Below are 24,461 nucleotides of genomic sequence, written 5' to 3' on the forward strand. Positions count from 1 at the left end.
CACAAGGTTTAGCAGGCGAACTGGATCTGAGCAACACCGCTCCCACATTTAGAACTGTGATTGACGGGGAAGACGCTGCGAAAGCTCATCGAGCAGCTTCTGCTCGCGCTTGTCTTCCAGCGCCCGCGCTTCGTCAATATAGCGCTGCACCAACTTGCGCAAGCCTTCGACACGGGCAAACGCCGCCTGCCAGCTTTCACGGGCTTTTTCGAGGTTGTTCTGATGCCAGGCCAAACTCTGGCGCTGCTGGCCGACGGCGGTTTCCAATTGGTTGAGAAAGCCCTGGTAGCCCATCAGCCACTGGCCCGACACGCCTTTGCTGCCGCGTTCGATCCACTGCTGCTGGTACTCGCCGCGAAAGCGCTCGAGATCGCCCAGCTTGCTTTCCGCCAAGCGCACTTGCCCCTGGAAGTAACCCAGACGTTGCACGGCGGTTTTCTCGGCCTTTTCGGCCATGTCCACCACCGGAGCCAGGCGCGCAGCGCGGCTGTTGGCCATGGCTTAGCCGCCCGGCGCGGGGGCGAAGATCGACTGCAGGTGCGCTTCGCTTTCGCCCATGCTGATCTTGTCGTTGAGACCTTGGCGCAAGTAGGTCACCAACTGCGGTTGCAGGGCGATGGCCAGGTCGGTGTCACGATCGCCGCCCGCCACGTAGGCGCCGACGCTGATCAAATCGCGGCTCTGCTGGTAGCGCGACCACAGCTGCTTGAATTGTTGTGCGCGGATCATATGCTCCGGGGTGACCACCGCCGGCATCACCCGGCTGATGGACGCTTCGATATCGATGGCCGGGTAGTGCCCCTCTTCGGCCAGACGCCGCGACAGCACGATGTGACCGTCGAGCACGCCCCGCGCCGAGTCGGCAATCGGGTCCTGCTGGTCATCGCCTTCGGACAGCACCGTATAGAACGCGGTGATCGAGCCCCCGCCCGCCTCGGCATTACCGGCACGTTCCACCAACTTGGGTAACTTGGCGAACACCGACGGCGGGTAGCCCTTGGTGGCAGGCGGCTCGCCGATGGCCAGGGCAATTTCCCGCTGGGCCTGGGCGAAACGGGTGAGCGAATCCATCAGCAACAGGACGTTCTTGCCCTTGTCGCGGAAATATTCGGCGATGCGCGTGCAGTACATGGCGGCGCGCAAACGCATCAGTGGTGCGTCATCGGCTGGCGACGCGACCACAACGGAGCGCTTGAGGCCTTCTTCACCGAGACTATGTTCAATGAATTCCTTCACCTCGCGGCCCCGTTCACCGATCAGCCCCACCACAATGATGTCGGCTTCGGTAAAGCGGGTCATCATCCCCAGCAGTACCGACTTACCCACACCCGTACCGGCAAACAGGCCCAGACGCTGGCCGCGACCGACCGTCAATAATCCGTTGATGCTGCGAATACCCACATCCAGCGGCACGCTGATGGGGTTACGGTTGAGCGGGTTGATGGTGGGGCCGTCCATCGGCACCCAGTCTTCGGCCTTCATGCCGCCTTTGCCATCGAGCGCGCGACCGGCGCCGTCGAGTACGCGGCCGAGCATGCTCATGCCCATCGGCAGGCGGCCGGTGTCGGCCAACGGCACCACGCGGGCACCGGGGGCGATGCCCGCCAGGCTGCCCACGGGCATCAGGAAAATCTTGCTGCCGGAAAAGCCCATCACTTCGGCTTCGACCTGTACCGGGTGATAGCTGTCGTCATTGATCACCATACAGCGGCTGCCCATGGCGGCGCGCAGGCCTTCGGCTTCGAGGGTCAGGCCGACCATGCGCAACAAGCGTCCTTCGAGGATCGGCTGGCCAGGCAACTCGGTCGCTTCGGCATAACCGCTCAAGCGCTTGGCGAAGCTGGTGCGATCAAGGCGCATCAGGGGCGTCCAGGTCTACGCTGAGGTCGGGCTCGGCCGGGTTCAACACCTGCTCATGGGCCTGGTCCAGCAGCTTGGCCATGATCTGGCTGATGCGGGTTTCCACCGTGGCATCGATGCGGCTGTGTTCGGTTTCGACACGGCAGCCGCCGGGCTGCAACGAGGCGTCTTCGACGATGCGCCAGGTTTCTTCATGACGCTCGCGCAGGGCTTTGACCTGTTCGAAATTCTGGGGATTGATGTACAACCGCACATTGCCGACGCCCAGGGGCAACAGCTTGAGGGCCTCGCGCATCACGCTTTCGATATGGCTGGAGTCCAGCACCAGTTCACGCTGGATGACTTGGCGGGCGATATGCTGCACCAAGCCGACCATGGCTTTTTCGATCTGCGAATCCTGCTCGGCGATGGGGTCGAACAGCCCGCCCATCAAGCGCTCCAGACTGGCCAGCTTGACGCTCAACGCCTCCTCGGCTTCCTGACGGACCTTGAGGGTGGTGCTGCGAAAACCATCTTTTTCACCCGCCGCGAAGCCTTCGTTATAGGCCTCCTGGCGGATGGCTTCCAGTTCTTCCAGGGTCAGTGGCTGGACTTCATCCAGCGGCACTTCTTCCATTTCCACCGGAGGCTCTGCAACCGGTTCCGGCTCCGGTTCGGGCACATGCGGGTCGAAGCTGGGCAACGACCAGATGTCGAATCCACCGACGTCCCGTGCGCGAATCAGATCGCTGGGCGCCTCATCTTTGTTCGACATGAGAAGCGCCTTAGATCATTTCTTCGCCGCCCTTCCCGCCGAGAACGATTTCTCCGGCTTCGGCCATACGGCGGGCAATGGTGAGGATTTCTTTCTGCGCGGTTTCCACGTCGCTGACGCGTACCGGGCCTTTGGCTTCCAGGTCGTCGCGCAACAGTTCCGAGGCACGCTTGGACATGTTCTTGAAGATCTTCTCCTTGACGTTTTCGTCCGAGCCCTTGAGGGCCAGTACCAGCACGTCGGAAGACACTTCGCGCAGCAACGCCTGGATGCCACGGTCGTCGACATCGGAGAGGTTGTTGAACACGAACATGAGGTCTTCGATCTGGCCGGACAGGGTGTCGTCGATCTCGCGGATCGAGTCCATCAACTGGCCTTCGACCGAACTGTCGAGGAAGTTCATGATGTCGGCCGCGCGCTTGATACCGCCCAGGGTGGTACGCGAGGCATTCGAGTTGCCGGAGAACTGCTTCTCCAGAATCGTGTTGAGTTCTTTCAGGGCCGCCGGCTGCACGGTGTTCAGCGACGACACGCGCAGGATGATGTCCAGGCGCACTTTATGGTCGAAGTGGCCAAGCACTTCACCGGCCTGGTCCGGGTCGAGATAGGCCACCACAATAGCCTGGATCTGCGGGTGCTCGTAGCGGATCACGTCGGCGACCGCACGCGGCTCCATCCATTTGAGGCTGTCGAGGCCGCTGGTGTTGCCACCGAGCAGGATGCGGTCGATCAGGCCATTGGCTTTGTCTTCGCCCAGGGCCGAGGTGAGCATCTTGCGGATGTAGCTGTCGGAACCGACGCCCAGGCTGGTCTGGTCGCCGACGATCTCGACGAACTCGCTCATCACCTGCTCGACTTGCTCGCGGTGCACATTGCGCATTTGCGCCATGGCCACGCCGACACGCTGAACCTCTTTGGGGCCCATGTGGCGCAGCACCTGGGCGGCGTCGGTTTCACCGAGGGACAGCAGCAGGACTGCAGCTTTGTCGACCTTGGTGAGCTTGGCAACAGCGGCTCGATTATCACTCATCTGCGTTGATCCACTCTTTCACGACCTGGGCCACACGGCCCGGGTCTTCTGCCACCAGACTCTTGATTGCGTTCAGCTGAGCGTCATAACCTTCGCTCGGGCTTGGCAACAGGATGCTTTGCGGGCCGCCGAGGCTGACGCGGTCGTTGGCGAGTTCGCCGTCCAGACCGCCCATGCCGCCCAACTCGACGTCGCTGCCACCGAAGGCGGCCAGTTGTTTCTTGCCGTTGCCGGTGATGTTGTTGAGCACCGGACGCAGCACACCAAACACCAGCACCAGGATGAACAACACCCCCAGCACTTGCTTGACGATGTCCCAGAACCACGGCTGCGAGTAGAACGCCGGTTCGGCGATCACTTCGCCACGCTCGGCGGAGAACGGCATGTTGATCACGCTGACACTGTCGCCACGGCTGGCGTCAAAACCGACGGCGTCCTGCACCAGGCGAGTGAAGCGCGCCAATTCGTCGGCGCTCCATGGGGCACGGGTGACGGCGCCGTCAGCGGCATTGACCTTGACCTGGTCATCCACCACCACCGACACCGACAGGCGATTGACGCGGCCCTGTTGCTGCTTGGTGTGGCTGATGGAACGGTCGAGCTCGAAGTTCTTGGTGGACTGGTTACGCTTGTCCGCCGGGTACGGCGCGAGCATCGGCTGGCCGGTGGCCGGGTCCATGATCTGCTGACCGTTGGCGTCCAGCAGTGGCTGGCCAGGCTGGATCGCACCAGCGCTGGCAGCCGCGCCACCGGTGGTTTGCGGCGCCGAGGCCGGGGCCGGCGGCTGGTTGCTCAGGGCACCCGGTACGCCTTGCGGCGGGCCATTGGCGGCGGTGCGTTGTTCGCTGGTGGACTGCTCGCTGCGCAGCGCAGGCTGGTCTGGGTTGAACTGCTCGGAGGTCGACTCGACGGCGCTGAAGTCCACATCAGCGGACACTTCGGCCTTGTAGCGGTCGTTGCCCAGCACCGGTTGCAGGATGTTGTGCACCCGCTGGGTGAGCATGCTTTCGACGCGACGACTGTAGTCGAACTGCTTGCCGGCCTGGGTCAGCGCGGAGTTTTCCGCCTGATCGGACAGCAGGTTGCCCTTCTGGTCCACCACGGTAATTTGCGACTTGCTCAATTCAGGAACACTGGTGGCCACCAGGTTGACGATCGCCAGCACCTGGCCAGGCTCCAGGGAGCGGCCGGCAAACAGTTCCACCAATACCGAGGCGCTTGGCTTGCGCTCGTCGCGCACAAACACCGAGCTTTTCGGAATGGCCAAGTGCACGCGGGCACCCTTGACGTTGTTCAAGCTGGAGATGGTGCGCGCCAATTCGCCTTCCAGGCCACGACGGTAGCGGGTGGCCTCCATGAACTGGCTGGTACCCAGGCCCTGGTCCTTGTCGAGGATCTCAAAACCGATGTTGCTGTCGGACGGGGTCACGCCGGCGGCGGCAAGTTTCATGCGCGCACGGGCCACATCGTCGGCCTTGACCAGCAGGGCCCCGGAGTTGGGCTCCACGGTGTAGGCGATATCGGCGGCGGCCAGGGTTTCCATGATCTGCTTGGAATCCATGCCCGCCAGGCTGCCGTACAGCGGCCGGTAATCGGGCTGCTGCGACCACAACACCACGGCAAAACCAATTGCCACGCTGGCAGCCAGGCCGACCATCAGGCCTACCTGACGCAACATGGTCATTTCGGAAAGGTTTTCCAGGAACGACAGCCCAAACAGCGGCGGCTTGCCGTCTGCCTTGGCGGGTGCGTTGTCCACGACTGCTTCTGCCATGACTTAAATCTCGTCCTTAAACCGGCATCTGCATGATGTCTTGGTAGGCCTGAACCAGCTTGTTACGTACCTGGGTCAACGCCTGGAAAGAAACACTGGCCTTCTGCGAGGCGACCATCACATCGGTGAGGTCCACGCCGCTTTTGCCGATTTCAAAGGCATTGGCCAACTGGCTGGAGGCTTGCTGGGTGTCACTGACTTTGTTGATGGCCTGGCCGAGCATGTCGGCGAAGCTGCTTTGGCCCAATTCCGGCGCTGGCGCGACAGATTTCGGTTGAGCCATGGCATCCATTTGCATGGAGCGCATATCCAACATCAACCGATTGAACTCAATACCCTGGCTCATGAACTTTTCTCTCCGACAACCCGCATGTTTTTTGACGCTACGCCGCAATTACTATGGGAGGTAGCAACAAGGGTGCCAGCTCTGGTTCAACTCGTAAGAAAAGGCGACAAACCTTGTCGGCCTCGATACTAATCAGGTGGCGAACAGATACGCCTCGACATCCATCCCCGCGTCACGCATCTGCGCCAGCTTGTAGCGCAAGGTGCGCGGGCTGATGCCCAGACGCTCGGCGGCCTCTTTGCGACGGCCACGCTCGGCGCGCAGGGTGTCGATGATCATCTGAAATTCGCGGCGACGCAGGTCGTCGCCCAGCGCACCGGCGGTTTCGGTTTCGGCTACCACGGGCGCCGGCGCCAAGGTTGGCAGCGGCGCGGCCCCGCTGCCCATGGCCAGGCAGAAATCCTGGGGCTGGATCAGGCCGCCCTGTTGCAGGATCAGCGCACGCTGGATGGCGTTGTCGAGCTCCCGCACATTACCCGGCCACGGGTAGGCGATCAGGCAGGCCTGGGCCTCAGCCGACAGCCGCGCCTGGGCGTGCTTCATTTTTTTGACGTGGTTGTTCAGCAGGCGCTCGGCCAGCGGGATGATGTCCGCCGGGCGTTCGCGCAACGGGCGCCAGGCCAGGGGGAATACCGACAGACGGTAGAACAGGTCTTCGCGAAAACGCCCCGCCGCCACTTCGCCCGCCAGGTCACGGTTAGTCGTAGCAACCACACGAATATCCAGCTGGATCGGCTTGCGGGCGCCGACGCGCTCCACTTCACGTTCCTGCAGCACCCGCAGCAACTTGGCCTGCAGACCCAGGGGCATTTCCGAAATTTCATCGAGCAGAATGGTGCCGCCGTCAGCCTGCTCGAACTTGCCCGCCTGGGCCGCGATGGCGCCGGTAAAGGAGCCTTTTTCGTGGCCGAACAGCGTGGCTTCGAGCATGTTGTCGGGGATCGCCGCGCAGTTGATCGCGATAAACGGCTGCTTGGTGCGGGTCGATTGCTGATGGATATAACGCGCCAGCACTTCCTTACCGGTGCCGGACTCGCCGGAAATCAACACAGTGGAATCGCTGCGCGCCACGCGGGCCGCCAGCTCCAGCAATTGCGCACTGGCCGGTTCGAAGGCAATCGGACCCTCGCCGTCAGTGGCCGGGATTACACCCAGGGCGTGCCGTGCAACCAGCTCGATCAAGGCTTTGGGTTCGAAGGGTTTTACCAGGTAATCCGCCGCACCCTGGCGCATGGCATCGACTGCACGCTCGACGGCGCCATGGGCAGTCATCAGCAATACCGGCAACTGCGGCTGACGCGCACGCAGCAGGCCGAGCAACTGGTGCCCGTCCATGCCGGGCATGTTCACATCGCTGACCACCAGGCTGAAGGACTCCTGCTCCACCGCCTCCAAGGCGTCTTCGGCAGAACCGACCGCCCGGTAGTCATGGCCCGCCAACAGCAGCGTGTCAGCCAATGCTTCACGCAGGGCGCGATCGTCTTCCACCAACAGAACCTTGATTGCCATAGCCTTCCTACTCCGCGCTTGCCGCGCATGAAAACAGCGGCAAGGTCATCAATGCACAGGTGCCCCGCCCAACCCGGGAGTGCAACTGCAATTCTCCCTGATGAGCACGCGCCACTGCCTTGACCACGGTCAGGCCCAGGCCGGTGCCGTTGGTCTTGGTGGTGAAAAAAGGTTCGCCCAGACGCTGCAACACGGCGGGCTCGATACCGCTGCCGCTGTCGCTGATGCACAGGCGCAGGTTTTGCTCGCGGTTGTACAGGTGCACCTTGAGCCGCGCACCGGGGCCGCTGGCTTGGGTGGCGTTCTCGATCAGGTTGAGCAGCGAGCCGACGAGGGTGTCACGGTTGCACAGTAGTTCACCAAGGTGGCTATCGCACTGCCAACGCACGTGCACGTCTTGAATATGAGTGGCGGCCGCCGCCTGCAGCGCCTGCATCAACTCGGCCGGCGTGATGCGGTCGGTCAGCGGCAATTCGCCACGGGCAAACACCAGCATGTCGCGCACCTGATGCTCCAACTCGTGCAGGCGCTCCTTGAGCCGACCGGCAAACCGCTGGTGGGTGGCGGCAGGCAATTGTTCGTCAGTCAAATGACTGGCGTAGATCAGGGCAGCCGACAGCGGCGTGCGGATCTGATGCGCCAGAGAAGCGACCATGCGCCCCAGCGACGACAGACGCTCGTGCCGCGCCAACTGGTCTTGCAGGTGACGGGTTTCAGTCAGGTCATTGAGCAACACCAACTGGCCCGGCTCTGCGTCCAGGGAACGGGTGGCGATGGACAAACGGCGGCCGTCTTTCAGGGAAATTTCGTGACCGTCGTCTTCACGCGGCGCAAAGCAGCGGGTGATGACATGCCGCCACAGTTCGCCTTCCAGCGGCAGGCCCAGCATGTCGCAGGCCGCCGGGTTGGCTTCGCGCACGCGGCCTTCTTCGTCGATGACAATCACGCCACCGGGCAGCAGCGACAGCAGGTTTTGCAGACGGTTGGCCAGGCGTTCCTTCTCGGCCAACTCTTCCATGCGCTGGGCACTGACCACGGCCAACTCGCCTTTAAGCTCGGACACACGGGCTTCGAGCAGGCTGTAGGAGTCGGTCAATTGACTGGACATCTGGTTGAACAGCGAAAAAGCCTGTTCCAGGCCTTGGCGGCTTTGCTGTTCTACAGAGGGAACCAGCCCTGCAATGGCAGGACTGGAAGCGTGTTGGGCGGCGTGGGGCATCATGCTCTCTCGCTTGGCTGACCGTCAGTTAAACGGAACGTTGCGAGGGCTGTAGCAATACCCGTGCCGAAAAAAAACCACTGAAGTTTCAGTGATTTAAAAAACAGGCGTCAATCATCCGCCTGTTCGTCACCTTCTTTGCGGCTCATGCCGTACTTGCGCATCTTCTCCACCAAGGTGGTTCGACGAATGCGCAGGCGCTCGGCGGCACGGGCGACGATGCCGTTGGCGTCGTCCAGGGCTTGTTGGATCAGACCCTGTTCGAGGTTGCCGAGGTAGTCCTTCAGGTCCAGGCCTTCGGGCGGCAGCATGGCAGTCGAACCGAAGTCCGGGGTATGGCCGTTGATGGCCACCCGCTCTTCCATGTCGCTGCGCAGGCTGTCGACCAGTTGCTCATCTTCGTCGTCAACGTAACGGAATTTCTTCGGCAGCTCGACCACGCCGATCACACCGTAGGGGTGCATGATCGCCATGCGCTCCACCAGGTTGGCCAACTCACGCACGTTGCCCGGCCAGCCATGACGGCACAGGGACATGATCGCGGCGGAGTTGAAACGGATCGAACCGCGCTTTTCGTGCTCCATGCGCGAAATCAGTTCGTTCATCAGCAGCGGGATGTCTTCCACGCGCTCACGCAGTGGGGCCATCTCGATCGGGAATACGTTGAGGCGGTAGTACAGGTCTTCACGGAAGCTGCCGACCTCGATCATGCTTTCGAGATTTTTGTGGGTGGCCGCAATGATGCGCACATCGACGCTCTGGGTCTTGTTGCTGCCCACGCGTTCGAAGGTCCGCTCCTGCAATACGCGCAGCAGCTTGACCTGCATCGGCAGCGGCATGTCGCCGATTTCGTCGAGGAACAGCGTGCCGCCGTTGGCCAGCTCGAAACGCCCGGCACGACTGGTGATCGCCCCGGTAAAGGCGCCCTTCTCATGGCCGAACAGTTCGCTTTCGAGCAGCTCTGCCGGGATCGCCCCGCAGTTGACCGGCACGAAAGGCCCGTCGCGGCGCTTGGAGTGATAGTGCAGGTTGCGCGCAACCACTTCCTTGCCAGTGCCGGACTCGCCGAGGATCAGCACGCTGGCGTCGGTGTCGGCCACTTGCTGCATCATCTGGCGTACGTGCTGGATGGCACGGCTGGTGCCGACCAGGCTGCGGAACAGGTTGGGTTCGCGGTGGCGACCGCGCTCGCGGGCCTGGTCGTACATCTCGCGATAGACCTGGGCACGGTGCAGGGAATCCAGCAGTTTGCTGTAGCTGGGGGGCATTTCCAGACTGGAAAGCACCCGGCGGCGCTGGTCTTCGGGCAGGTCGACGGAAGAAATATCGCCCATTAACAACACGGGAAGGAACTCATCCCAGGTTGACAGTGTCTTTAACAAGCCCAAAACAGCGCCAGGAGCGTTCACCGTCCCGATCAGCACACAAATGACTTCACGGCTCGATGACAATGAGCTGACCGCCTGCTGCCAGTCATGGCTGCCGCAGGGCAAATTTTCTTCGCCAAGAAAATTCAAAATCACCGCTAAATCGCGGCGGCGGACGCTATCGTCATCAATCAGCAGAATTTTGGTTTCACGCCACATGCAATAGCAACTTCCCTAGTAAAACTTCCTGCCCCGATGTGAGGGCAATCGAGACGCCTGTAAGACTTTGTACCTTACTAGACGTCTGAAATCTGAAAACAGCACTAGTTAAGTCAAAAATGCTGGCACAGTCAAATATATGACGCGCCGTTCGGACCAACTGAGCCCATTCAGCCGAACAGATGGTAAACCTTTGACGCGTTTTTAGCTTGGTTGATCTGCGACATCTCTTCGAAAATCGCCTGGCGCTCGCCAGTCGTCACCTCAAGCAATTGCTGGTACACCGCCAGCAGGCTCTCAAGCTTTTCACGCAACGCATCCTCATCGACCGGCGCTTCACTGAGCACCTCGTCGATGACATGACGACAGCCCAGGTCCAGTTCGCCAATGGCGTCCCAGTTACGGTCCGCCAGCGCGCCGATCAGCGCCTCACGGGTTTCATCAATGCGTTGCAATGCTTGGCTCATGACGTGTTCCTCAAGGCCGATGGCCTTATTGTGCGGCGGTCTGTGGCGCGCCGATGGCATCCCAGCCTTCTTTCACGGTGATCAGCAAACGCGCGACTTCGTCGATCATGTCGGCGTCGTTGTGCAAATTGGCTTCCATCAAACGGTTGGTCATGTACACGTACAGGCCTTCCAGTTGCTGAACGTATTCCTTGTTGTCGCTCTTTTCCTCACTCAGGCCGTCACGCAGGCCGATAAGGATATCGGTGGCCTTGCCCAGCATCAGGCCCTTCGCTGCGATGTCGCCACGCGCCAGCGCGCCTTTGGCCTGCGCCATGCGGTCAAGCCCGCCCTCCATCAACATCTGCACCAGGCGGTGCGGGCTGGCTTCGGAGATCTGGGCATGGGAATTGACCTTCTGGTATTGGCGAAGGGCTCTCATGGGATTCATGTTTCTACCTCGTGACAGGCAACAGCGAGAAGGGTTGCAGTAACCATTATGTCGACCCGTTCGCAAAAAACTTTAAGCCGATGGTCCTACAAAGAACAAAGCCCAGGTCAACGGACCCGGGCTTTTTTATCCGTATTCAATCAGCTATCACTGCTTTGCGATTTACTGAGCGCATTGAGCGTGCCGAGGATACTGTTGCTCTGCTGGCGCAACTGCGCCACTAGCGTATCCATGGCCGTGTACTTGCGGGTCAAGGCGTCTTGCATGGTGGTGAGACGCTCATCCAGGGCGGTCTGCTGCTTGTTCAGGTCTTTGAGGCTGTCCGACAAGGATGTCGAACGCGTCGCCAGAATCCCCGTGGTGGCCTTGGCATAGCCATCGGTGGCGGTGGTCAGCCGCGCAAGCAAACCGTTCTTGCCGCTGAAGATACTGTTGATGTCGGCGGCGTTTGTCAGTACGGCCTTGTCCCACTGTTTGGCATCAATGCTCAGCGCGCCGGTGTCCTGGTCGGTAGTGACACCGAACTGGGCCAGGGACTTCAGGGTACCGTTGCCGGACAGTGCGTTGAACTCGTTGCGAATCGCAGCCTGCAAGGTGCGCATGGTCGAGTCGCCGGTCAGGGTGGCCGCCACCGAGTTGCCGGCAGCATCCTTGGTCACCTTGGTCTCGGCGTTCATCGCCTTGAGCAGGGCGTTGTAGGTGTCGACGAAGCCTTTGACCCCGGACTTGAGGGCGGTGGTGCTGGTGCTGACAGAGATGGTCAGCGCAGTCCGAGGCGCGTCCTTGGTTTGATCATTCGCAGCGACCGTCGGCGACAACGCCAGCAACTTGATGCTTACACCACTCACTGCATCCGTGATGCTGTTGGACTTGGACTCTGCAGCAATACCGTCAATGGTGTATTTGGCATTCTGGGGCGGGGTCACTACGGTGTAACCGGTATCAATCCCCGAGTTACCCGACATCGTCAGGTCGGAACCAACCCCGGAGTTGGTGGAGGTCAGGATAAGACGCGAACCGTTGGAGTCGGTGAGGATGTTGGCACTCAGGCCTGCGGTGCCGAACTGCGAGTTGATCGAGTCACGCACCTGTTGCAGGGTCGCGCCGGCCGGCACCTTCAGGTCGAAGTTCTTGCCCGACTGGCTGATCGTCAGCGTCGTTGGGGTGGTGCCACTGTTCACGACCGTCGACTGGCCACCTGTGAAACTCTTGGTCGACAACTTCGAAGGCATCGCCAACTGGTTGACGATCAGCGCGAAGCTACCGCTCGCCGCACCCTGGTTGGCCGTCATGGTTGCAACCTTCTCGTCCGAAGACGTACCGGTCAAGCCACTGAAGCTGTTGTCGGTGCCCATACTGGCCAGCGCACCACGGAAGGCGTCCAGGGCGGCCTGGATCTTGCCGATCGACGACAGCTGGGTGGTCGCCTTTTGCGACTGCAGATTGATCTGAGCCTGTTTCGGCGCTCGCTCGGCATCCACCAGGGATTTCACAATTGCCTGAGTGTCGAAACCCGACCCCACGCCGGTAATCGTTGTACCCGCCATCATCTTTCTCCTATTCCGGTGGCTGCCGTTATCTTGACGAACGTCGCTTCAAGCGGTGACAGCAACAAATTTCATGCCAGTTCAAGCTTTGTCATCAAACAACACATGACTGGCGCTGGCCAGGTTTTGCGCCAGCTTCAGGGCTGTTTCCGAAGGAATCTGCCGGATCACTTCACCCGTGTCGGTGGCAATGACCTTGACCACGACCCTGTGGGTGGAATCATCAATGGAAAAGTCCAGATTACGCTGGGCCGCTTGTACGAATTCTTTAATATCGGTGACCGCTTTTTCCAGGCTGTCCTTTTGGGACGTGCCCACGGTTGGCGCGGCCGCTTCAACCTTGCTTTTGTCCTTGTCTGCAACCACAGGTGCCACGGTGCCTTGGGGGGCCAGCGGCGGATAAGACAAGTTCAGTTTTACATTCATGTCCATGCCCAATCTCCTCTGATTGGAAAAGACGAAAGGGCACGTAAACGCGCCCTTCCGTCAATCACCACGTGCCGTTATTACTGAAGCAGCTTCAGTACAGCGGATGGCAGCTGGTTAGCCTGCGACAGGATCGCAGTGGAAGCCGACTGCAGGGTTTGCTGCTTGGTCAGTTCAGCGGCTTCGGAAGCGAAGTCGACGTCCTGGATGGTGGAACGAGCAGCGGTGGTGTTTTTCTGGATGTTGGACAGGTTGTCCACAGTGCTGGTCAGACGGTTCTGTACCGCACCCAGGCCCGAACGGGAGCTGGAGATGGTTGCGATAGCCTGGTCGATCACGGAAACAGCGTTCTGGGCCTTGGTGGCGTCAGTCACGTCAGTTTGCGATACGGAGGTCTTGGCCGAAGCAGCCGAAGTAGCGGCACCGAAGACACCGGTCACACCAGCGCCTTCCAGGGAGTAACCCTTGGAGGAGTCCATGTTCACAGCACCGGTAGCGATGATGCCGTCAGCCAGGGCAGTAGCAGTACCGTAAACGCCCGAACCGTCTTTGGTGGCAACAGTGATGCTGCCGGCATCGGTCGAAGCACTGAAGGACAGGTTTTCACCGGTGTCGGATTTAACCGACAGAGTGCCTTTGGACTCGTCGTAGTTAACGCTGATACCCAGTTTGGCGGAGTTGGACTTCAGCTGTTCAGCCAGGCTGGCAGTGTCTTTTACGCCAACGAACGTGGTGGCTTGGCCGCCAACGGTCATGGTGAACGAAGCTGGAGCGGTAGCAGCAGCACCACCAACCACGAACTGAGCTTCAGTGCTGGCAGTAGCGCTCAGGCCACCGATGGCGCCGTTCAGCTGGGCAGCGATGGTTTTGGCAGACGCTGCACCGGCTACGGTAACGCTGGCAGTCTGGCCGTTACCGGTCACTGCGATTGCGCCGCCTACAACACCAGCGCCTGGAGTGATGCCGATGCTCTTGATTTGCTGCGAACCGATGTTGTTGGCAGCAACGTTGTCCAGGGACAGGTTGATGGTTTCGTTAGCGTTGGCGCCAACCTGGATCGACTTGGTACCGTACGAACCGTCCAGCAGCTTCTGGCCACCGAAAGTAGTGGTCTGGGCGATACGGGTCAGTTCCGAAGTCAGGGCCTGGTATTCATCGTTGTTCGACTTACGGTCGTCAGGGCTCAGGGAGCCGGTTGCAGAGGACAGAGCCAGGGTACGCATTTTTTGCAGAATGTCGGTCGAAGCCTGCATTGCGCCTTCAGCGGTCTGCGCGATGGAGATACCATCGTTGGCGTTCTTTACAGCTTGACCCAGGCCGTTGATCTGGCTGGTCATACGGTTGGCGATACCCAGGCCGGCGGCGTCGTCTTTAGCGCTGTTGATACGCAGGCCGGAAGACAGGCGCTGCATCGATTGGGCCAGGGCGCCGCCAGCTTTGTTCAGGTTGCCCTGAGTAGTGATCGAAGCAATGTTGGTGTTTACTGTTAAAGCCATGACGAAATCCTCGTTGGATGGATACTGCGGCTTCCGGCCCTGGCAACCGCCGGGTGTGGCCTGAGAACCTACGTAATAGTTATCGTCGTGGTAGCCGGTTGCTTGAGGATTTTTTTTGATTTTTTTGCTGGCGTCGTGCCACCCCTTGCAATTCAAGGGTTTACGCGGGCTCCAAAGCCCGATTTCATTAGGTTTTTTGGCGCCAAATAAAAAACGCCGATGATCTTTCGATCATCGGCGTTTTTTGTGGACGCTATCAAGGCATCAAGGGCGATAGAGAATCGCCGAGCCCCACGACAGGCCCACACCAAAACCGCTGATAGCCACCCGTTTCCAGGTGGCGTCCATCACGTGCTTTTCCAGCAGCAAGGGAATGCTCGACGACACGGTGTTGCCGGTCTCGACCATGTCCTTGATGAACTTGTCCACCGGCGCATCTTCAAATCGACGCGCCACGGCGTCGACAATCGCCGCACTGCCCTGGTGAATGCAGAAGGCATCGATCTCGTCCGCCTTGAGCTCCGACTCGTTGAGCAGCTCATGCAAGTGTGCCGGCACCTTGAGCAAGGCGAAGTTGAAGACCTGGCGACCGTTCATGAAGAACACGCCATCGCTGACCTTCAGGTGCGGCGCGCCGGAACCGTCGGTGCCGAATTTGGATTTGCCCAGCAACCACGACGCGTCTTCGCCCATCCAGGTGGCGGTGGCGGCATCGCCGAACAGCATGGTGGTGTTGCGATCTTCCGGGTCGACGATCTTCGAATACGGGTCGGCAGTGATCAGCAGGCCGTTTTTCAGGCCGGCGGCTTCCATGAAGCCCTTCATCGCGTAGATGCCGTAGACGTAGCCGGAGCAGCCCAGGGAAATATCAAAAGCCGCGACGTGGGTGGGCAGGCCGAGCTTGTCCTGGACAATGGCCGCCGTGTGCGGCAGGCCTTCTTCATCACCGTTCTGGGTGACGACGATCAGCGCATCGATGGACTCGCGCTTCAAATCCGGGTTATTGGCAAACAAAGCGTTGACCGCCTCGACACACAGATCGGAGGTTTCCTGCGCGGCATCCTTGCGCGGCAGGAACGCCGAACCGATCTTGCCAATGATGAATTCTTCATCCTTGGCGAATTTGGCACCCTGGGCGTAGTTATCGATCCCGTCTGCCGGCACGTAACTGGCGATGCTTTTTATGCCAATCATTGTGGCTTCCCAATACTAAATAGCTGGAGAACACCCCAGGGACTGCGCCCGGAGTGCTGACAATAAAAGGGGATAACCCCATAAAAATCTCGCTGAAAGCCGTCCCGCAAGGACCCTGTGACGACTTATCCTTTTCACACGATACAGTGAAGATGCGCTTTATGACTCACAGGTCACTCAATTTTGTGTGCTTTGTGCAAAACCTTCAAACAATTAAATCCCAGAAACGACAACGGCCCGCCCTGTTTTCAGGGCGGGCCGCTTGACGTGACGCCACTTACATCTTGTTGAACAGGCTCAACTGCGAGATTTTCACGAACGCCAGTTGGGAGGCTTGCAACATGGTTTGCTGCAGCGCCAGGTTGATGGCCGCTTCACCCATGTCGATGTTGGCCAGATCACTCATCGTGCTGGTCGTGGCAATGCTGATGCTCGAATTCTCACTGGCCTGGATATCCAAAGCGTTCAGCCGAGCGCCAATAGAACCCCGCACATTGACAATCTGGGACGTCGAGTTGGCCAGATTGGCGATGGACGTATTCAGGACATCCTTGAGCTTGACCGTCGCTGCCGGATTGCCGTCGGCCGGCGCATCCAGCGCCTTGCGCAACTGGCCAAGGGTATCCAGCGCATTCTGGGTCTTCTGGGTGTTGGCCCCCACGGAGAACTGATCGCCAGGCTGCGGCGGCCCACTGCTCACATCGAACGTCACGCCAGCCGCCGTCACCGTCGTACCGCCGCCCGTATCGCCGGTGGCAATCGCCTTGCTGGCACTCGAGTAGGGCTGGGCGTAAACCTCATAGGCCGTCGCGCTGGTGAACTTGATGATCGCCCCGCTGTTGGACGGGAACGTGCTGGCATAGTCCGCCTGATTGGTGACCTGAGCCCCTGTCAACTGCGCGCTCGATGCATTGCTCGGCGTGCGCGAAACACTGAATGTATCCGGCTTGGCCTCCAGGCTGAACGTACGGTCCTTGACCAACGCATCTGAGTTGGCGCCCGGCACCACATCCCCGAGGTTCATGGTGATGTCGAACTTCACACCCCGCAGCGCAACGCTGGTGCTGCCTTCCTTGGTGGCGTCGAACGTACCATTGCCCGGAATCTCGGAGGTCACGTCGTTGCCATTCTTGTCGGCCACCTTGTATTGCGTGCTGCTGGTAAAGGTCAGCTTGTAAGGCTGGCCGTCGGCGAATTTGCTGGCGTAGTCGCCGCTCGAGGTCACCAGCCCAGCCGAGAGCGCGACCTTGTTGTCATTGACCGTAGGCGGCACGGTCTGCGGGTTCGGCGCAACCCAGGTGGCCTGGGTGCGACCGGCGTTGGCCGCGCCTTCCAGAATAGTCTTGCCGGTATCGCCCGCGCTGACATTCAGCGTATTGGAAATCTGCAGGCTCAGTGGGGTTTCATCCCCCTGGTAGCTGTAGGTGCCATCATTGTTGCGCGCATACGGCGGCGTCTGGGTCTTGGAACCGGAAAACAAGTAGTTGCCGGCCGAGTCCTTGCTATTGAGCAGGCCCAGGACCTGATCTTCAATCGCACCGACCTCACTGGCAATCGAGCGACGATCAGCATCACTGCCGACACCACCCGCCTTGAGTGCCAACTCTGTGGCGCGTTGCATGGCCTCACTGATCGCGGTTAATACACTCTCTTCGTTGGTCAGCGAGTTTTTCAGGCTGGTGATGTTGCCAGTGGACTGGGCCACCATGTCTTTCTGCTGCTGCAACATCAACAACCGCGCCGCTGCCACAGGATCATCCGCGGCGGTCTGTACGCGCACACCGGAACTGGCCTGGTCCTGGGCCTTCACCACACCCGAATAGTTATCCGAATACTTGGCGGAACTGGTCTCGAAATACTGCTGTGTAGAAATACGCATCGTCCCAGGCTCCCTTAAAGACTATTGATCAATGTGCTGAAGGTTTCTTGCGCAGCCTTGATGATCTGCGACGACGCCGTGTAGTACTGCTGGAACTTGATCATGTCGCCCGCCTCTTCGTCCAGGTTGACCTGGGACACCGAGTTGCGCGCGTTCTTGTTGGCGGTCAGCAATGCGTTCGTCGCCGTGCTGTCCGTACCGGCAGCCGCCGCTTTCGCGCCAACGGTAGATACCAACTTGCTGTTGGCCCCTACGAGGCTGGTGCCGCCGGTGCCATCGGCGGCCGTGCCGATGGTCGCCTTGGTTTGCAGGCCGAGCAGCTCAAGGGCGTTGCGGTTATCGGACTTGCCGGAGGCATTGAACGAGAACGTCGTGCTGTCACCGTTGGCCGGCGAACCGCCCACCGTGGTGTCGAAACTGAAGCTCTTGGCCGGCACCACCAGGGCACCGTTGGCATCGCGCATCGGCACGTTGATCGTGACCTTGTTGCCCTGCCCCGGAACAATGCTGCCGGTGCCGATCGGGTTGCCCTGGGCATCATTGAGTGTGTACGGCTGGGTGCCGTCGGCTGCCGGCTTGCCGAATACCATCTTCACCGGCATCGAATGTTCAATCCCCGTGCGCAACTGGGCAGTGGCGGCGCCGCCCTGGATATCCAAAGGCACCGTCAGGGTCGGCGGGGTAAACGTGCCGGTACCTTCGTTGGTCTTACTGGCCTGCCCGGATAGTGGCGCGGCAAAAGCGATCTTGTTCGGATCCGTCATCACGGTGCCAATGTCCTTGGCACCATTGGCGGTCGGGCTGACCTTGAAGCTGTCCCCGGTAGCCATCGGCCCCTTGCCGTCGAGCGCCAACGTGAAACCATCGATCACGGCCGGTGGCGTGGCGGTGACGTCAAACGTCCCCATGGCCTTGCCATCGGAACGCACCACGGTGACGTTGTTCGGGTTGGCGCTGTCGTTGAAGGTGACCTTGTAATCGAAATTGGTCAGCTTGCTGCTGTCCTTAATCGACACGTTCAGGTTGCCGGAACCCGCGCTGTTGCCACCCGAAGCCTGGCTGCGCTGGGCAATGGCCGCGGCGCTGTTGATGTCCTTGAACAGCGAGCTGCCGAACTGGCCGTTGAGATCCAGGCCCTGGCCCAACTGGTTGTTGATGGTGTCTGCGGTGGCGATGGCGATGCGCCCCAGGTCATTGATGGCAGGCATCAGGACATCGCTGCGATAACGCAACAGACCACCGATGCTACCGCCGCTGAGCACGTTGCCCAGATCGAGCGACTCACCGCCGCCCACGTTGAGCTGGATGGTGAACTGGCTAGTGTCGTTCTTGCTCGGTACGGCGGAGATGGTGTTGAACTGGTCACCCAATACCAGCGACTGGCCGGAACCGGTGCTGACGCTGAAGATGCCATTCTTCTCGGTGGCGGTCACGCCGACCAATTCGTTCAGCGAACGCACGGCTTCGGCACGCGCGTCCAGCAGGTTGGCCGGGGCCGTGTTCGACGAACCCTGCACCTGGGCGATCTGCTTGTTGAGCGAGGCAATGGACGACGTCAGCTTGTTGACCTGGTCACTCATCGACGACAGCTGGCTGTTGATGGTTTCTTTCTGCTGGCCCAACTGTGTAGAGATCGAGTTGAAGCGATTGCTCAGCGTCTGCGCCTTGGTGATCAACACCTGGCGGGCCGAGACATCGCTCGGGTTGGCCGAGGCAGTCTGCACGGCCGAGAAGAACTCACTGAGCACAGCCGACATACCGGTGGTCTTGTCCGACAGGGTCTTGTCGACAGCGCTGACCTGGTCGAGGTAAGCCTTGGCATCGCTGTTGAGCGAGGTGCTGTTCTGGTAGGCCGCGTCGAGGAACTCGTTATACACCCGGCGCACATCGGCCAGGGTGGTACCGCTGCCGATGTACACACCACCGTACTGGTTGGCCGCACTGGCGTTCTGGGTGGTCTGCTGACGCGAATAACCCGGAGTATTGGCGTTGGCAATGTTGTTACTCAAGACCGACAACGATCCTTGAGAGGCGTTAAGCCCTGACATCCCGATACTGAGCAAACTCATGGTTCAGACCTTATAAATGTGTGGTTGCGCCAGCGGCAGCGTAATTCTGGTAACTGTCCATCGATTTGGCGATCTGCGAAATCTTGCTGGCATAGGCCGGGTCGGTGGCGTAACCGGCTTTTTGCAACTCGCGGACAAACTGTTCCGGGTTGTCGGCCGACTTCACAACTTCTTTATAGCGATCATTGCTTTGCAGCAAGGTCACCAGGTCATGGAAGCTGTCCTGATAGGAGTTATAGGAACGGAACTGCGCCGTTTCCTTGACCATCGCCCCATCGCGGAACTCGCTGGTGATCGCGCGGGCCTGGCCGCCCTGCCAACTCTGGCCGGCCTTGATGCCGAACAGGTTGTGACTGCTGCTGCCATCTTCGGCGCGCATTACCGATTTACCCCAACCGGTTTCCAGGGCGGCCTGGGCCACCAGGTACTTCGGATCGACACCAATGCGCGCGGCGGCCGCCTTGGCCATCGGCAACATGGTGGCGACAAATTCATCCTGCGAGCTGAAGGCTTTCTTCGCCGGCGCCAACGGTGGCTGGGCCACGGCGCGGCCGTAGACCTGCATGCGCCCGCTCGGCACGGCAAAGGTGCGTGCGGTGCTGTTGATCACGTTGTCGTCGGCCACGCTGTTACGCAGCGGCGCACTTTTGGCATCGATAGCAACCGGTGCGTTCGGCACGATGCCGGCGAGCAGGCGATCAGTCAGCTTGCTTGGCAAGGCGATACGGCGTTGGTTCATCAATTCCATATCATTGCTGTGGGACGCTACGGCGCCCGCTTGCGGCTCAGCCACGCGGTAAGCCCACAGTGGACGCTGGCCATTGGAGCGGCCCAACGGGCCTTCGGCCTGGGTACCTGCCGCAATTTCCGTCGGCACATCAACTTTCTTCGCAGGCGCGGCTGCTGCCGGGCCTTGCAAGGTGGCGGCCTGGGCCTCCACCGGTTTGTTCTTCTGCATCTGGCGCATCAGCACGTCGGCCAGGCCGATACCGCCACCCTCGCGCGACATCGAGACCGCCAGTTGCTGGTCGTACATTTCCTGGTACTGTTTGGCGGCCGGCGTGTTCATCGGGTTGTCCTTACCCAGCGCCTCGGTGGCCGAACGCATGGACTTGAGCATCTCGCTCAGGAACAGCGACTCGAACTCCTGCGCCACCTTGCGCATGTTGCCTTCGCTGTTCTTGTCGGCACCGACCTTGAGCTGGTTAAGCCGGTTCAAGTCGGAGTAAGACCCCGAGTCCGCCGTGCTGCTGATCCCGCTCTTGCGCATATCCATGGCCATGGCCTCAGATCACGATCAGGTCGGCTTGCAAGGCGCCGGCCTGTTTCAAAGCTTCGAGGATCGCCATCAAGTCGCCGGGCGCCGCGCCCACCTGGTTCACCGCGCGGACAATCTCGTCCAGGGTGGTGCCGGGGCCGAACTTGAACATCGGCTTGGCTTCTTGCTGGGCGTTGACGCGCGAACGCGGCACCACCGCCGTCTGGCCGTTGGACAACGGCCCTGGCTGGCTGACGATCGGGTCTTCAGTGATGGTCACGGTCAGGCTGCCGTGGGTCACCGCTGCCGGCGACACCTTCACGTTCTGACCGATCACGATGGTGCCGGTACGCGAGTTGATGATGACTTTGGCGACGGCCTGGCCTGGGTCGACTTCAAGGTTTTCCAGGATCGACAGGTAGTCGACGCGTTGGCTTGGGTCCAGGGGTGCTGTCACACGGATCGAACCGCCGTCGATGGCCTGGGCCACGCCAGGGCCGAGCATGTCATTGATCTTGTCGACCACGCGCTTGGCAGTGGTGAAGTCGGAACGGTTGAGGTTCAGGGTCAGGCTGTTGCCCTGGTTGAAGCCACTTGGCACGGTGCGTTCAACCGTTGCGCCACCCGGGATGCGACCGGCCGACGGCACGTTGACCGTGATCTTCGAACCGTCGCGACCTTCGGCGTCAAACCCGCCCACCACCAGGTTGCCCTGGGCGATGGCGTAGACGTTGCCGTCGATACCCTTGAGGGGCGTCATCAGCAAGGTGCCGCCGCGCAGGCTTTTCGAGTTACCGATGGACGACACGGTGATGTCCACCACCTGGCCTGGCTTGGAGAACGCCGGCAAATCAGCACTGATCGACACCGCCGCGACGTTTTTCAGCTGCACGTTGCCCGACCCTGCCGGCACCTTGATGCCGAACTGCGAGAGCATGTTGTTGAAGGTCTGCAGGGTGAACGGGGTCTGCGTGGTCTGGTCACCCGTACCGTTGAGCCCCACCACCAGGCCGTAGCCGATCAACTGGTTGGAACGCACGCCGGAAATACTCGCGATGTCCTTCAGGCGTTCGGCCTGGGCGACAGCGCTCAAGGAAAGCAGGAGTGCGGCCGCCATCAGCTGTTTGAAGTTCAAAGTAGCCACCTAGAAAGGGAACAGCGGGCTAAGGAAGAAACGATCGAACCAGCCCGGCTGACTGGCATCAGCAAACGAACCTGTACCCGAGTAGGTAATGCGCGCATCGGCAATCCGCGTCGACGGCACGGTGTTGTCGGTGGAGATGTCATCGGCGCGCACCATGCCGGCAATGCGCACCAGCTCGTCGCCGGTGTTGAGGGTCATCCACTTTTCACCACGTACGGCGATGATGCCGTTGGGCAATACGTCGGCCACGGTCACGGTGATCGAACCGGTCAGGCTGTTGCCCTGCCCTGCCGCGCTCTTGCCGTTGGTGGCACGGTCGCCGCTGTAGCCGGCGCTGAGACTGAGGTCGCCGTCACCCAGCGGGTTATTGGTGTTGGGCACCGCGCCGAACAACGAGGTCAGGCCGAGGTTGGCCTTGCTGGTCTTGCCGATCTGCGAGTTGGCGTTCTTGCTGGCCTGGGTGCGCTCGTTCAGGGTGATGGTGATGATGTCACCGACCCGGAACGCCTTGCGGTCGCTGTACAGGTTCTGTTCGAAACCGGCCTGGTAGATCGAGCCATTGTTGGCGGCCGCCGGCAACGGCGTACGTGGCAACACCGGCGCATAGTACGGGTCATTGGGTTTTGGCGTCGGGGCGACACAGCCTGCGAGCACGGCAATCCCACTCAATGCCAGAACGGAAACATAGCGATTCATGACCCTTACCTCACGGTGTTGCAGGCGCTCTCAAGAGCGCCCCATAGACTTGATTACAGATTCTGCGTTACGAACGAAAGCATCTGGTCGGCGGTGGAGATCACCTTGGAGTTCATCTCGTAGGCGCGCTGGGTGGTGATCATGTTGACCATCTCCTCAACCGTGCTCACGTTGGAGGTTTCCAGGGTGCTTTGCAGCGTGGTGCCGAAACCGTTCAAACCCGGGGTGCCGATTTGCGGCGCGCCGCTGGAGGCGGTTTCCAGGAACAGGTTGTTACCCATTGCCTGCAGGCCGGCTGGGTTGATGAAGTCGGCGGTCTGCAGGTTGCCGATCACTTGCGACGCGGGGTTGCCGGCCACGGTGATGGACACGGTGCCGTCGTTGCCGACGGTGAAGGTCTTGGCGTCTGCAGGAACGACCACGGCCGGCTCCAGGGCGAAACCGTTGGCCGTGACGATCTGGCCGTTGGAATCCAGGTGGAAAGTACCGTCACGGGTGTAGGAAGTCGTGCCGTCCGGCTGCAGGATCTGGAAGAAACCGCGGCCGTTGATGGCCATGTCCAGCGGTTGGCCGGTCTGTTGCAGGTTACCGGCGCTGAAGTTCTTCTGGGTGCCGACGATTTGCACACCGGTCCCCAGTTGCAGGCCCGACGGCAGTTCGCTGTCCTGGGTCGACTGGGCGCCTGGCTGCTTCTTGATCTGATAGAGCAGGTCCTGGAACTCGGCGCGATCACGTTTGAAGCCCGTGGTCGATACGTTCGCCAGGTTGTTGGAAATGGTGGTCAGGTTGGTGTCCTGGGCGGACAGGCCTGTTTTGGCAACCCATAGAGCCGGAAGCATGCTGTTCTCCTTCATGCGCCTGTTTGTTGGCGCTGCATCGCAAAATTAGTGAGTGGGCTTGAATCAGCTCATCTGCATGACGCGGGTCATGGCCTGGTCGTCTTCTTTGGCGCTGTTCATCATCTTGATGTGCAGCTCGAACTGCTTGGAAAGCGCCAGTACCGCGGTCATTTCTTCCACCGCGTTGACGTTGCTCGCCTGCAGGAAGCCCGAGGTCAGCGTGACCGTCGCATCAGCCTGGGCCGGCTGGCCATCCTTGGTGTGGATGGTGCCGTCGAGGCCTTTATTCATGTTCTTAAGGTCCGGCTGGACCAGCTTGATGCGGTCCACTTCAGCCATTACGCGCGGGCCTTCACCCATGGCGCGGATGCTGATGGTGCCATCGGCACCCACTTCGATTTTCTGCTGCGGCGGCACGGCAATCGGACCGCCGTTGCCCATGATCGGCATGCCGTTGCCGGCGCGCAGTACGCCCAATGCATCGACGTTCATGCTGGCGCTGCGCACATAGGCTTCGCTGCCGTCCGGGGTCTGCACGGCCATCCAGCCATTGCCGCTGACGGCAACGTCCAGGTCACGGCCGGTCTCGATCATCGCGCCAGGCGAGAAGTCGGTGCCCGGGCGCTCAGTCAAGGCAAACGCCCGCGCCGGAAAGCTGTCACCGAACACCGGCATCGAACGCGCCTGCTCCAGGTCACGTTGGAAACCGTTGGTGGAAATGTTCGCCAGGTTGTTGGCATGGGCCTTCTGCGCCAGAGCATTCTGGCTGGCGCCGGTCATTGCCACATAAAGGTACTTGTCCACGCTTCTTCCTCTTTCTGACGGACGCTTGCCGCCCACCGCTGTACTGATGAGGCTTAAGCAATTTGCGAACCAACTTTTGAAAATAGGGTAAGGTGCAGACACGGCGGGGGTTTGCGGTGAGGTGTGATGTTTTC

At 60.5% G+C, this 24,461-nt stretch carries 22 protein-coding genes; all 22 read right to left on the reverse strand.

The window, feature by feature from the left end; translation table 11 throughout:
* Positions 1 to 48 precede the first annotated feature (48 nt).
* The 22 genes from fliJ to LVW35_RS20545 all read right to left on the reverse strand — a co-directional run bounded on the left by fliJ (position 49) and on the right by LVW35_RS20545 (position 24,327).
* Entirely contained in the window at positions 49 to 498 is a 450-nt protein-coding gene (gene fliJ / locus LVW35_RS20440; RefSeq protein ID WP_233891786.1) for a flagellar export protein FliJ, read from the reverse strand.
* A 3-nt stretch (positions 499 to 501) separates the two neighbouring features.
* A complete protein-coding gene (gene fliI / locus LVW35_RS20445) occupies positions 502 to 1,860 on the reverse strand; it encodes a flagellar protein export ATPase FliI (RefSeq protein ID WP_038847746.1) in 1,359 nt (452 codons plus the stop codon).
* The gene (fliH, locus tag LVW35_RS20450; RefSeq protein WP_233891787.1) at positions 1,850 to 2,614 is read right to left on the reverse strand and encodes a flagellar assembly protein FliH; all 765 of its coding nucleotides are present in this window, start codon (positions 2,612 to 2,614) and stop codon (positions 1,850 to 1,852) included. Before fliH ends, fliI begins: the two co-directional genes overlap by 11 nt.
* 10 nt (positions 2,615 to 2,624) lie before the next feature.
* A complete protein-coding gene (fliG, locus tag LVW35_RS20455; protein WP_010208743.1) occupies positions 2,625 to 3,644 on the reverse strand; it encodes a flagellar motor switch protein FliG in 1,020 nt (339 codons plus the stop codon).
* Positions 3,637 to 5,418: a flagellar basal-body MS-ring/collar protein FliF gene (gene fliF / locus LVW35_RS20460; protein WP_233891788.1), complete on the reverse strand. Its 1,782-nt coding sequence runs from the start codon at positions 5,416 to 5,418 to the stop codon at positions 3,637 to 3,639. Before fliF ends, fliG begins: the two co-directional genes overlap by 8 nt.
* 16 nt (positions 5,419 to 5,434) lie before the next feature.
* Positions 5,435 to 5,764 (reverse strand): flagellar hook-basal body complex protein FliE, encoded by a 330-nt coding sequence (gene fliE, locus LVW35_RS20465; RefSeq protein WP_015885194.1) that lies wholly within the window; start codon positions 5,762 to 5,764, stop codon positions 5,435 to 5,437.
* Positions 5,765 to 5,896: 132 nt separating this feature from the next.
* On the reverse strand, positions 5,897 to 7,273 hold the full coding sequence (locus LVW35_RS20470) for a sigma-54-dependent transcriptional regulator (protein WP_233891789.1): 1,377 nt from the start codon (positions 7,271 to 7,273) through the stop codon (positions 5,897 to 5,899).
* A gap of 7 nt (positions 7,274 to 7,280) precedes the next feature.
* Positions 7,281 to 8,492 carry a sensor histidine kinase gene (locus LVW35_RS20475; RefSeq protein WP_100492398.1) on the reverse strand — a complete coding sequence of 404 codons (1,212 nt, stop codon included), beginning with the start codon at positions 8,490 to 8,492 and terminating at the stop codon, positions 7,281 to 7,283.
* Between the two features lie 110 nt (positions 8,493 to 8,602).
* Positions 8,603 to 10,078: a sigma-54 dependent transcriptional regulator gene (locus tag LVW35_RS20480; RefSeq protein ID WP_233891790.1), complete on the reverse strand. Its 1,476-nt coding sequence runs from the start codon at positions 10,076 to 10,078 to the stop codon at positions 8,603 to 8,605.
* Between the two features lie 170 nt (positions 10,079 to 10,248).
* Positions 10,249 to 10,545 (reverse strand): flagellar protein FliT, encoded by a 297-nt coding sequence (locus tag LVW35_RS20485; RefSeq protein ID WP_078049623.1) that lies wholly within the window; start codon positions 10,543 to 10,545, stop codon positions 10,249 to 10,251.
* Positions 10,546 to 10,570: 25 nt separating this feature from the next.
* A complete protein-coding gene (fliS, locus tag LVW35_RS20490) occupies positions 10,571 to 10,975 on the reverse strand; it encodes a flagellar export chaperone FliS (RefSeq protein WP_233891791.1) in 405 nt (134 codons plus the stop codon).
* A gap of 140 nt (positions 10,976 to 11,115) precedes the next feature.
* Positions 11,116 to 12,522: a flagellar filament capping protein FliD gene (gene fliD, locus LVW35_RS20495; protein WP_233891792.1), complete on the reverse strand. Its 1,407-nt coding sequence runs from the start codon at positions 12,520 to 12,522 to the stop codon at positions 11,116 to 11,118.
* 81 nt (positions 12,523 to 12,603) lie between these two features.
* Entirely contained in the window at positions 12,604 to 12,954 is a 351-nt protein-coding gene (locus LVW35_RS20500) for a flagellar protein FlaG (protein ID WP_078049626.1), read from the reverse strand.
* A gap of 74 nt (positions 12,955 to 13,028) precedes the next feature.
* Positions 13,029 to 14,444, reverse strand: coding sequence for a flagellin N-terminal helical domain-containing protein (locus tag LVW35_RS20505; protein WP_099493531.1), 1,416 nt, complete (start codon positions 14,442 to 14,444; stop codon positions 13,029 to 13,031).
* 264 nt (positions 14,445 to 14,708) lie between these two features.
* The gene (locus LVW35_RS20510; protein ID WP_233891793.1) at positions 14,709 to 15,638 is read right to left on the reverse strand and encodes a ketoacyl-ACP synthase III; all 930 of its coding nucleotides are present in this window, start codon (positions 15,636 to 15,638) and stop codon (positions 14,709 to 14,711) included.
* Between the two features lie 277 nt (positions 15,639 to 15,915).
* Positions 15,916 to 17,517 carry a flagellar hook-associated protein 3 gene (locus LVW35_RS20515; protein ID WP_078049629.1) on the reverse strand — a complete coding sequence of 534 codons (1,602 nt, stop codon included), beginning with the start codon at positions 17,515 to 17,517 and terminating at the stop codon, positions 15,916 to 15,918.
* Positions 17,518 to 17,531: 14 nt separating this feature from the next.
* Complete coding sequence (gene flgK, locus LVW35_RS20520; RefSeq protein WP_071491290.1) at positions 17,532 to 19,586, reverse strand: flagellar hook-associated protein FlgK; 2,055 nt, start codon at positions 19,584 to 19,586, stop codon at positions 17,532 to 17,534.
* Between the two features lie 10 nt (positions 19,587 to 19,596).
* Positions 19,597 to 20,868, reverse strand: coding sequence for a flagellar assembly peptidoglycan hydrolase FlgJ (flgJ, locus tag LVW35_RS20525; RefSeq protein ID WP_233891794.1), 1,272 nt, complete (start codon positions 20,866 to 20,868; stop codon positions 19,597 to 19,599).
* A gap of 4 nt (positions 20,869 to 20,872) precedes the next feature.
* The gene (locus LVW35_RS20530) at positions 20,873 to 21,961 is read right to left on the reverse strand and encodes a flagellar basal body P-ring protein FlgI (RefSeq protein WP_033901075.1); all 1,089 of its coding nucleotides are present in this window, start codon (positions 21,959 to 21,961) and stop codon (positions 20,873 to 20,875) included.
* Between the two features lie 27 nt (positions 21,962 to 21,988).
* Positions 21,989 to 22,684, reverse strand: a complete 696-nt coding sequence (gene flgH, locus LVW35_RS20535) for a flagellar basal body L-ring protein FlgH (RefSeq protein ID WP_028617341.1) — start codon at positions 22,682 to 22,684, stop codon at positions 21,989 to 21,991.
* Between the two features lie 53 nt (positions 22,685 to 22,737).
* On the reverse strand, positions 22,738 to 23,523 hold the full coding sequence (gene flgG, locus LVW35_RS20540) for a flagellar basal-body rod protein FlgG (protein WP_005790105.1): 786 nt from the start codon (positions 23,521 to 23,523) through the stop codon (positions 22,738 to 22,740).
* A 63-nt stretch (positions 23,524 to 23,586) separates the two neighbouring features.
* On the reverse strand, positions 23,587 to 24,327 hold the full coding sequence (locus LVW35_RS20545) for a flagellar basal body rod protein FlgF (RefSeq protein ID WP_015885209.1): 741 nt from the start codon (positions 24,325 to 24,327) through the stop codon (positions 23,587 to 23,589).
* Positions 24,328 to 24,461 lie beyond the last annotated feature (134 nt).

This window comes from Pseudomonas sp. HN11 (genome assembly GCF_021390155.1).
GTDB lineage: Bacteria > Pseudomonadota > Gammaproteobacteria > Pseudomonadales > Pseudomonadaceae > Aquipseudomonas.

What these genes read in the sequence shown, in the direction of transcription:
- fliJ (WP_233891786.1), bottom strand. Translation starts at nt 498, where the DNA reads ATGGCCAACAGCCGCGCTGCGCGCCTGGCTCCGGTGGTGGACATGGCC.
- fliI (WP_038847746.1), bottom strand. Translation starts at nt 1,860, where the DNA reads ATGCGCCTTGATCGCACCAGCTTCGCCAAGCGCTTGAGCGGTTATGCC.
- fliH (WP_233891787.1), bottom strand. Translation starts at nt 2,614, where the DNA reads ATGTCGAACAAAGATGAGGCGCCCAGCGATCTGATTCGCGCACGGGAC.
- fliG (WP_010208743.1), bottom strand. Translation starts at nt 3,644, where the DNA reads ATGAGTGATAATCGAGCCGCTGTTGCCAAGCTCACCAAGGTCGACAAA.
- fliF (WP_233891788.1), bottom strand. Translation starts at nt 5,418, where the DNA reads ATGGCAGAAGCAGTCGTGGACAACGCACCCGCCAAGGCAGACGGCAAG.
- fliE (WP_015885194.1), bottom strand. Translation starts at nt 5,764, where the DNA reads ATGAGCCAGGGTATTGAGTTCAATCGGTTGATGTTGGATATGCGCTCC.
- LVW35_RS20470 (WP_233891789.1), bottom strand. Translation starts at nt 7,273, where the DNA reads ATGGCAATCAAGGTTCTGTTGGTGGAAGACGATCGCGCCCTGCGTGAA.
- LVW35_RS20475 (WP_100492398.1), bottom strand. Translation starts at nt 8,492, where the DNA reads ATGCCCCACGCCGCCCAACACGCTTCCAGTCCTGCCATTGCAGGGCTG.
- LVW35_RS20480 (WP_233891790.1), bottom strand. Translation starts at nt 10,078, where the DNA reads ATGTGGCGTGAAACCAAAATTCTGCTGATTGATGACGATAGCGTCCGC.
- LVW35_RS20485 (WP_078049623.1), bottom strand. Translation starts at nt 10,545, where the DNA reads ATGAGCCAAGCATTGCAACGCATTGATGAAACCCGTGAGGCGCTGATC.
- fliS (WP_233891791.1), bottom strand. Translation starts at nt 10,975, where the DNA reads ATGAATCCCATGAGAGCCCTTCGCCAATACCAGAAGGTCAATTCCCAT.
- fliD (WP_233891792.1), bottom strand. Translation starts at nt 12,522, where the DNA reads ATGGCGGGTACAACGATTACCGGCGTGGGGTCGGGTTTCGACACTCAG.
- LVW35_RS20500 (WP_078049626.1), bottom strand. Translation starts at nt 12,954, where the DNA reads ATGGACATGAATGTAAAACTGAACTTGTCTTATCCGCCGCTGGCCCCC.
- LVW35_RS20505 (WP_099493531.1), bottom strand. Translation starts at nt 14,444, where the DNA reads ATGGCTTTAACAGTAAACACCAACATTGCTTCGATCACTACTCAGGGC.
- LVW35_RS20510 (WP_233891793.1), bottom strand. Translation starts at nt 15,638, where the DNA reads ATGATTGGCATAAAAAGCATCGCCAGTTACGTGCCGGCAGACGGGATC.
- LVW35_RS20515 (WP_078049629.1), bottom strand. Translation starts at nt 17,517, where the DNA reads ATGCGTATTTCTACACAGCAGTATTTCGAGACCAGTTCCGCCAAGTAT.
- flgK (WP_071491290.1), bottom strand. Translation starts at nt 19,586, where the DNA reads ATGAGTTTGCTCAGTATCGGGATGTCAGGGCTTAACGCCTCTCAAGGA.
- flgJ (WP_233891794.1), bottom strand. Translation starts at nt 20,868, where the DNA reads ATGGCCATGGATATGCGCAAGAGCGGGATCAGCAGCACGGCGGACTCG.
- LVW35_RS20530 (WP_033901075.1), bottom strand. Translation starts at nt 21,961, where the DNA reads ATGGCGGCCGCACTCCTGCTTTCCTTGAGCGCTGTCGCCCAGGCCGAA.
- flgH (WP_028617341.1), bottom strand. Translation starts at nt 22,684, where the DNA reads ATGAATCGCTATGTTTCCGTTCTGGCATTGAGTGGGATTGCCGTGCTC.
- flgG (WP_005790105.1), bottom strand. Translation starts at nt 23,523, where the DNA reads ATGCTTCCGGCTCTATGGGTTGCCAAAACAGGCCTGTCCGCCCAGGAC.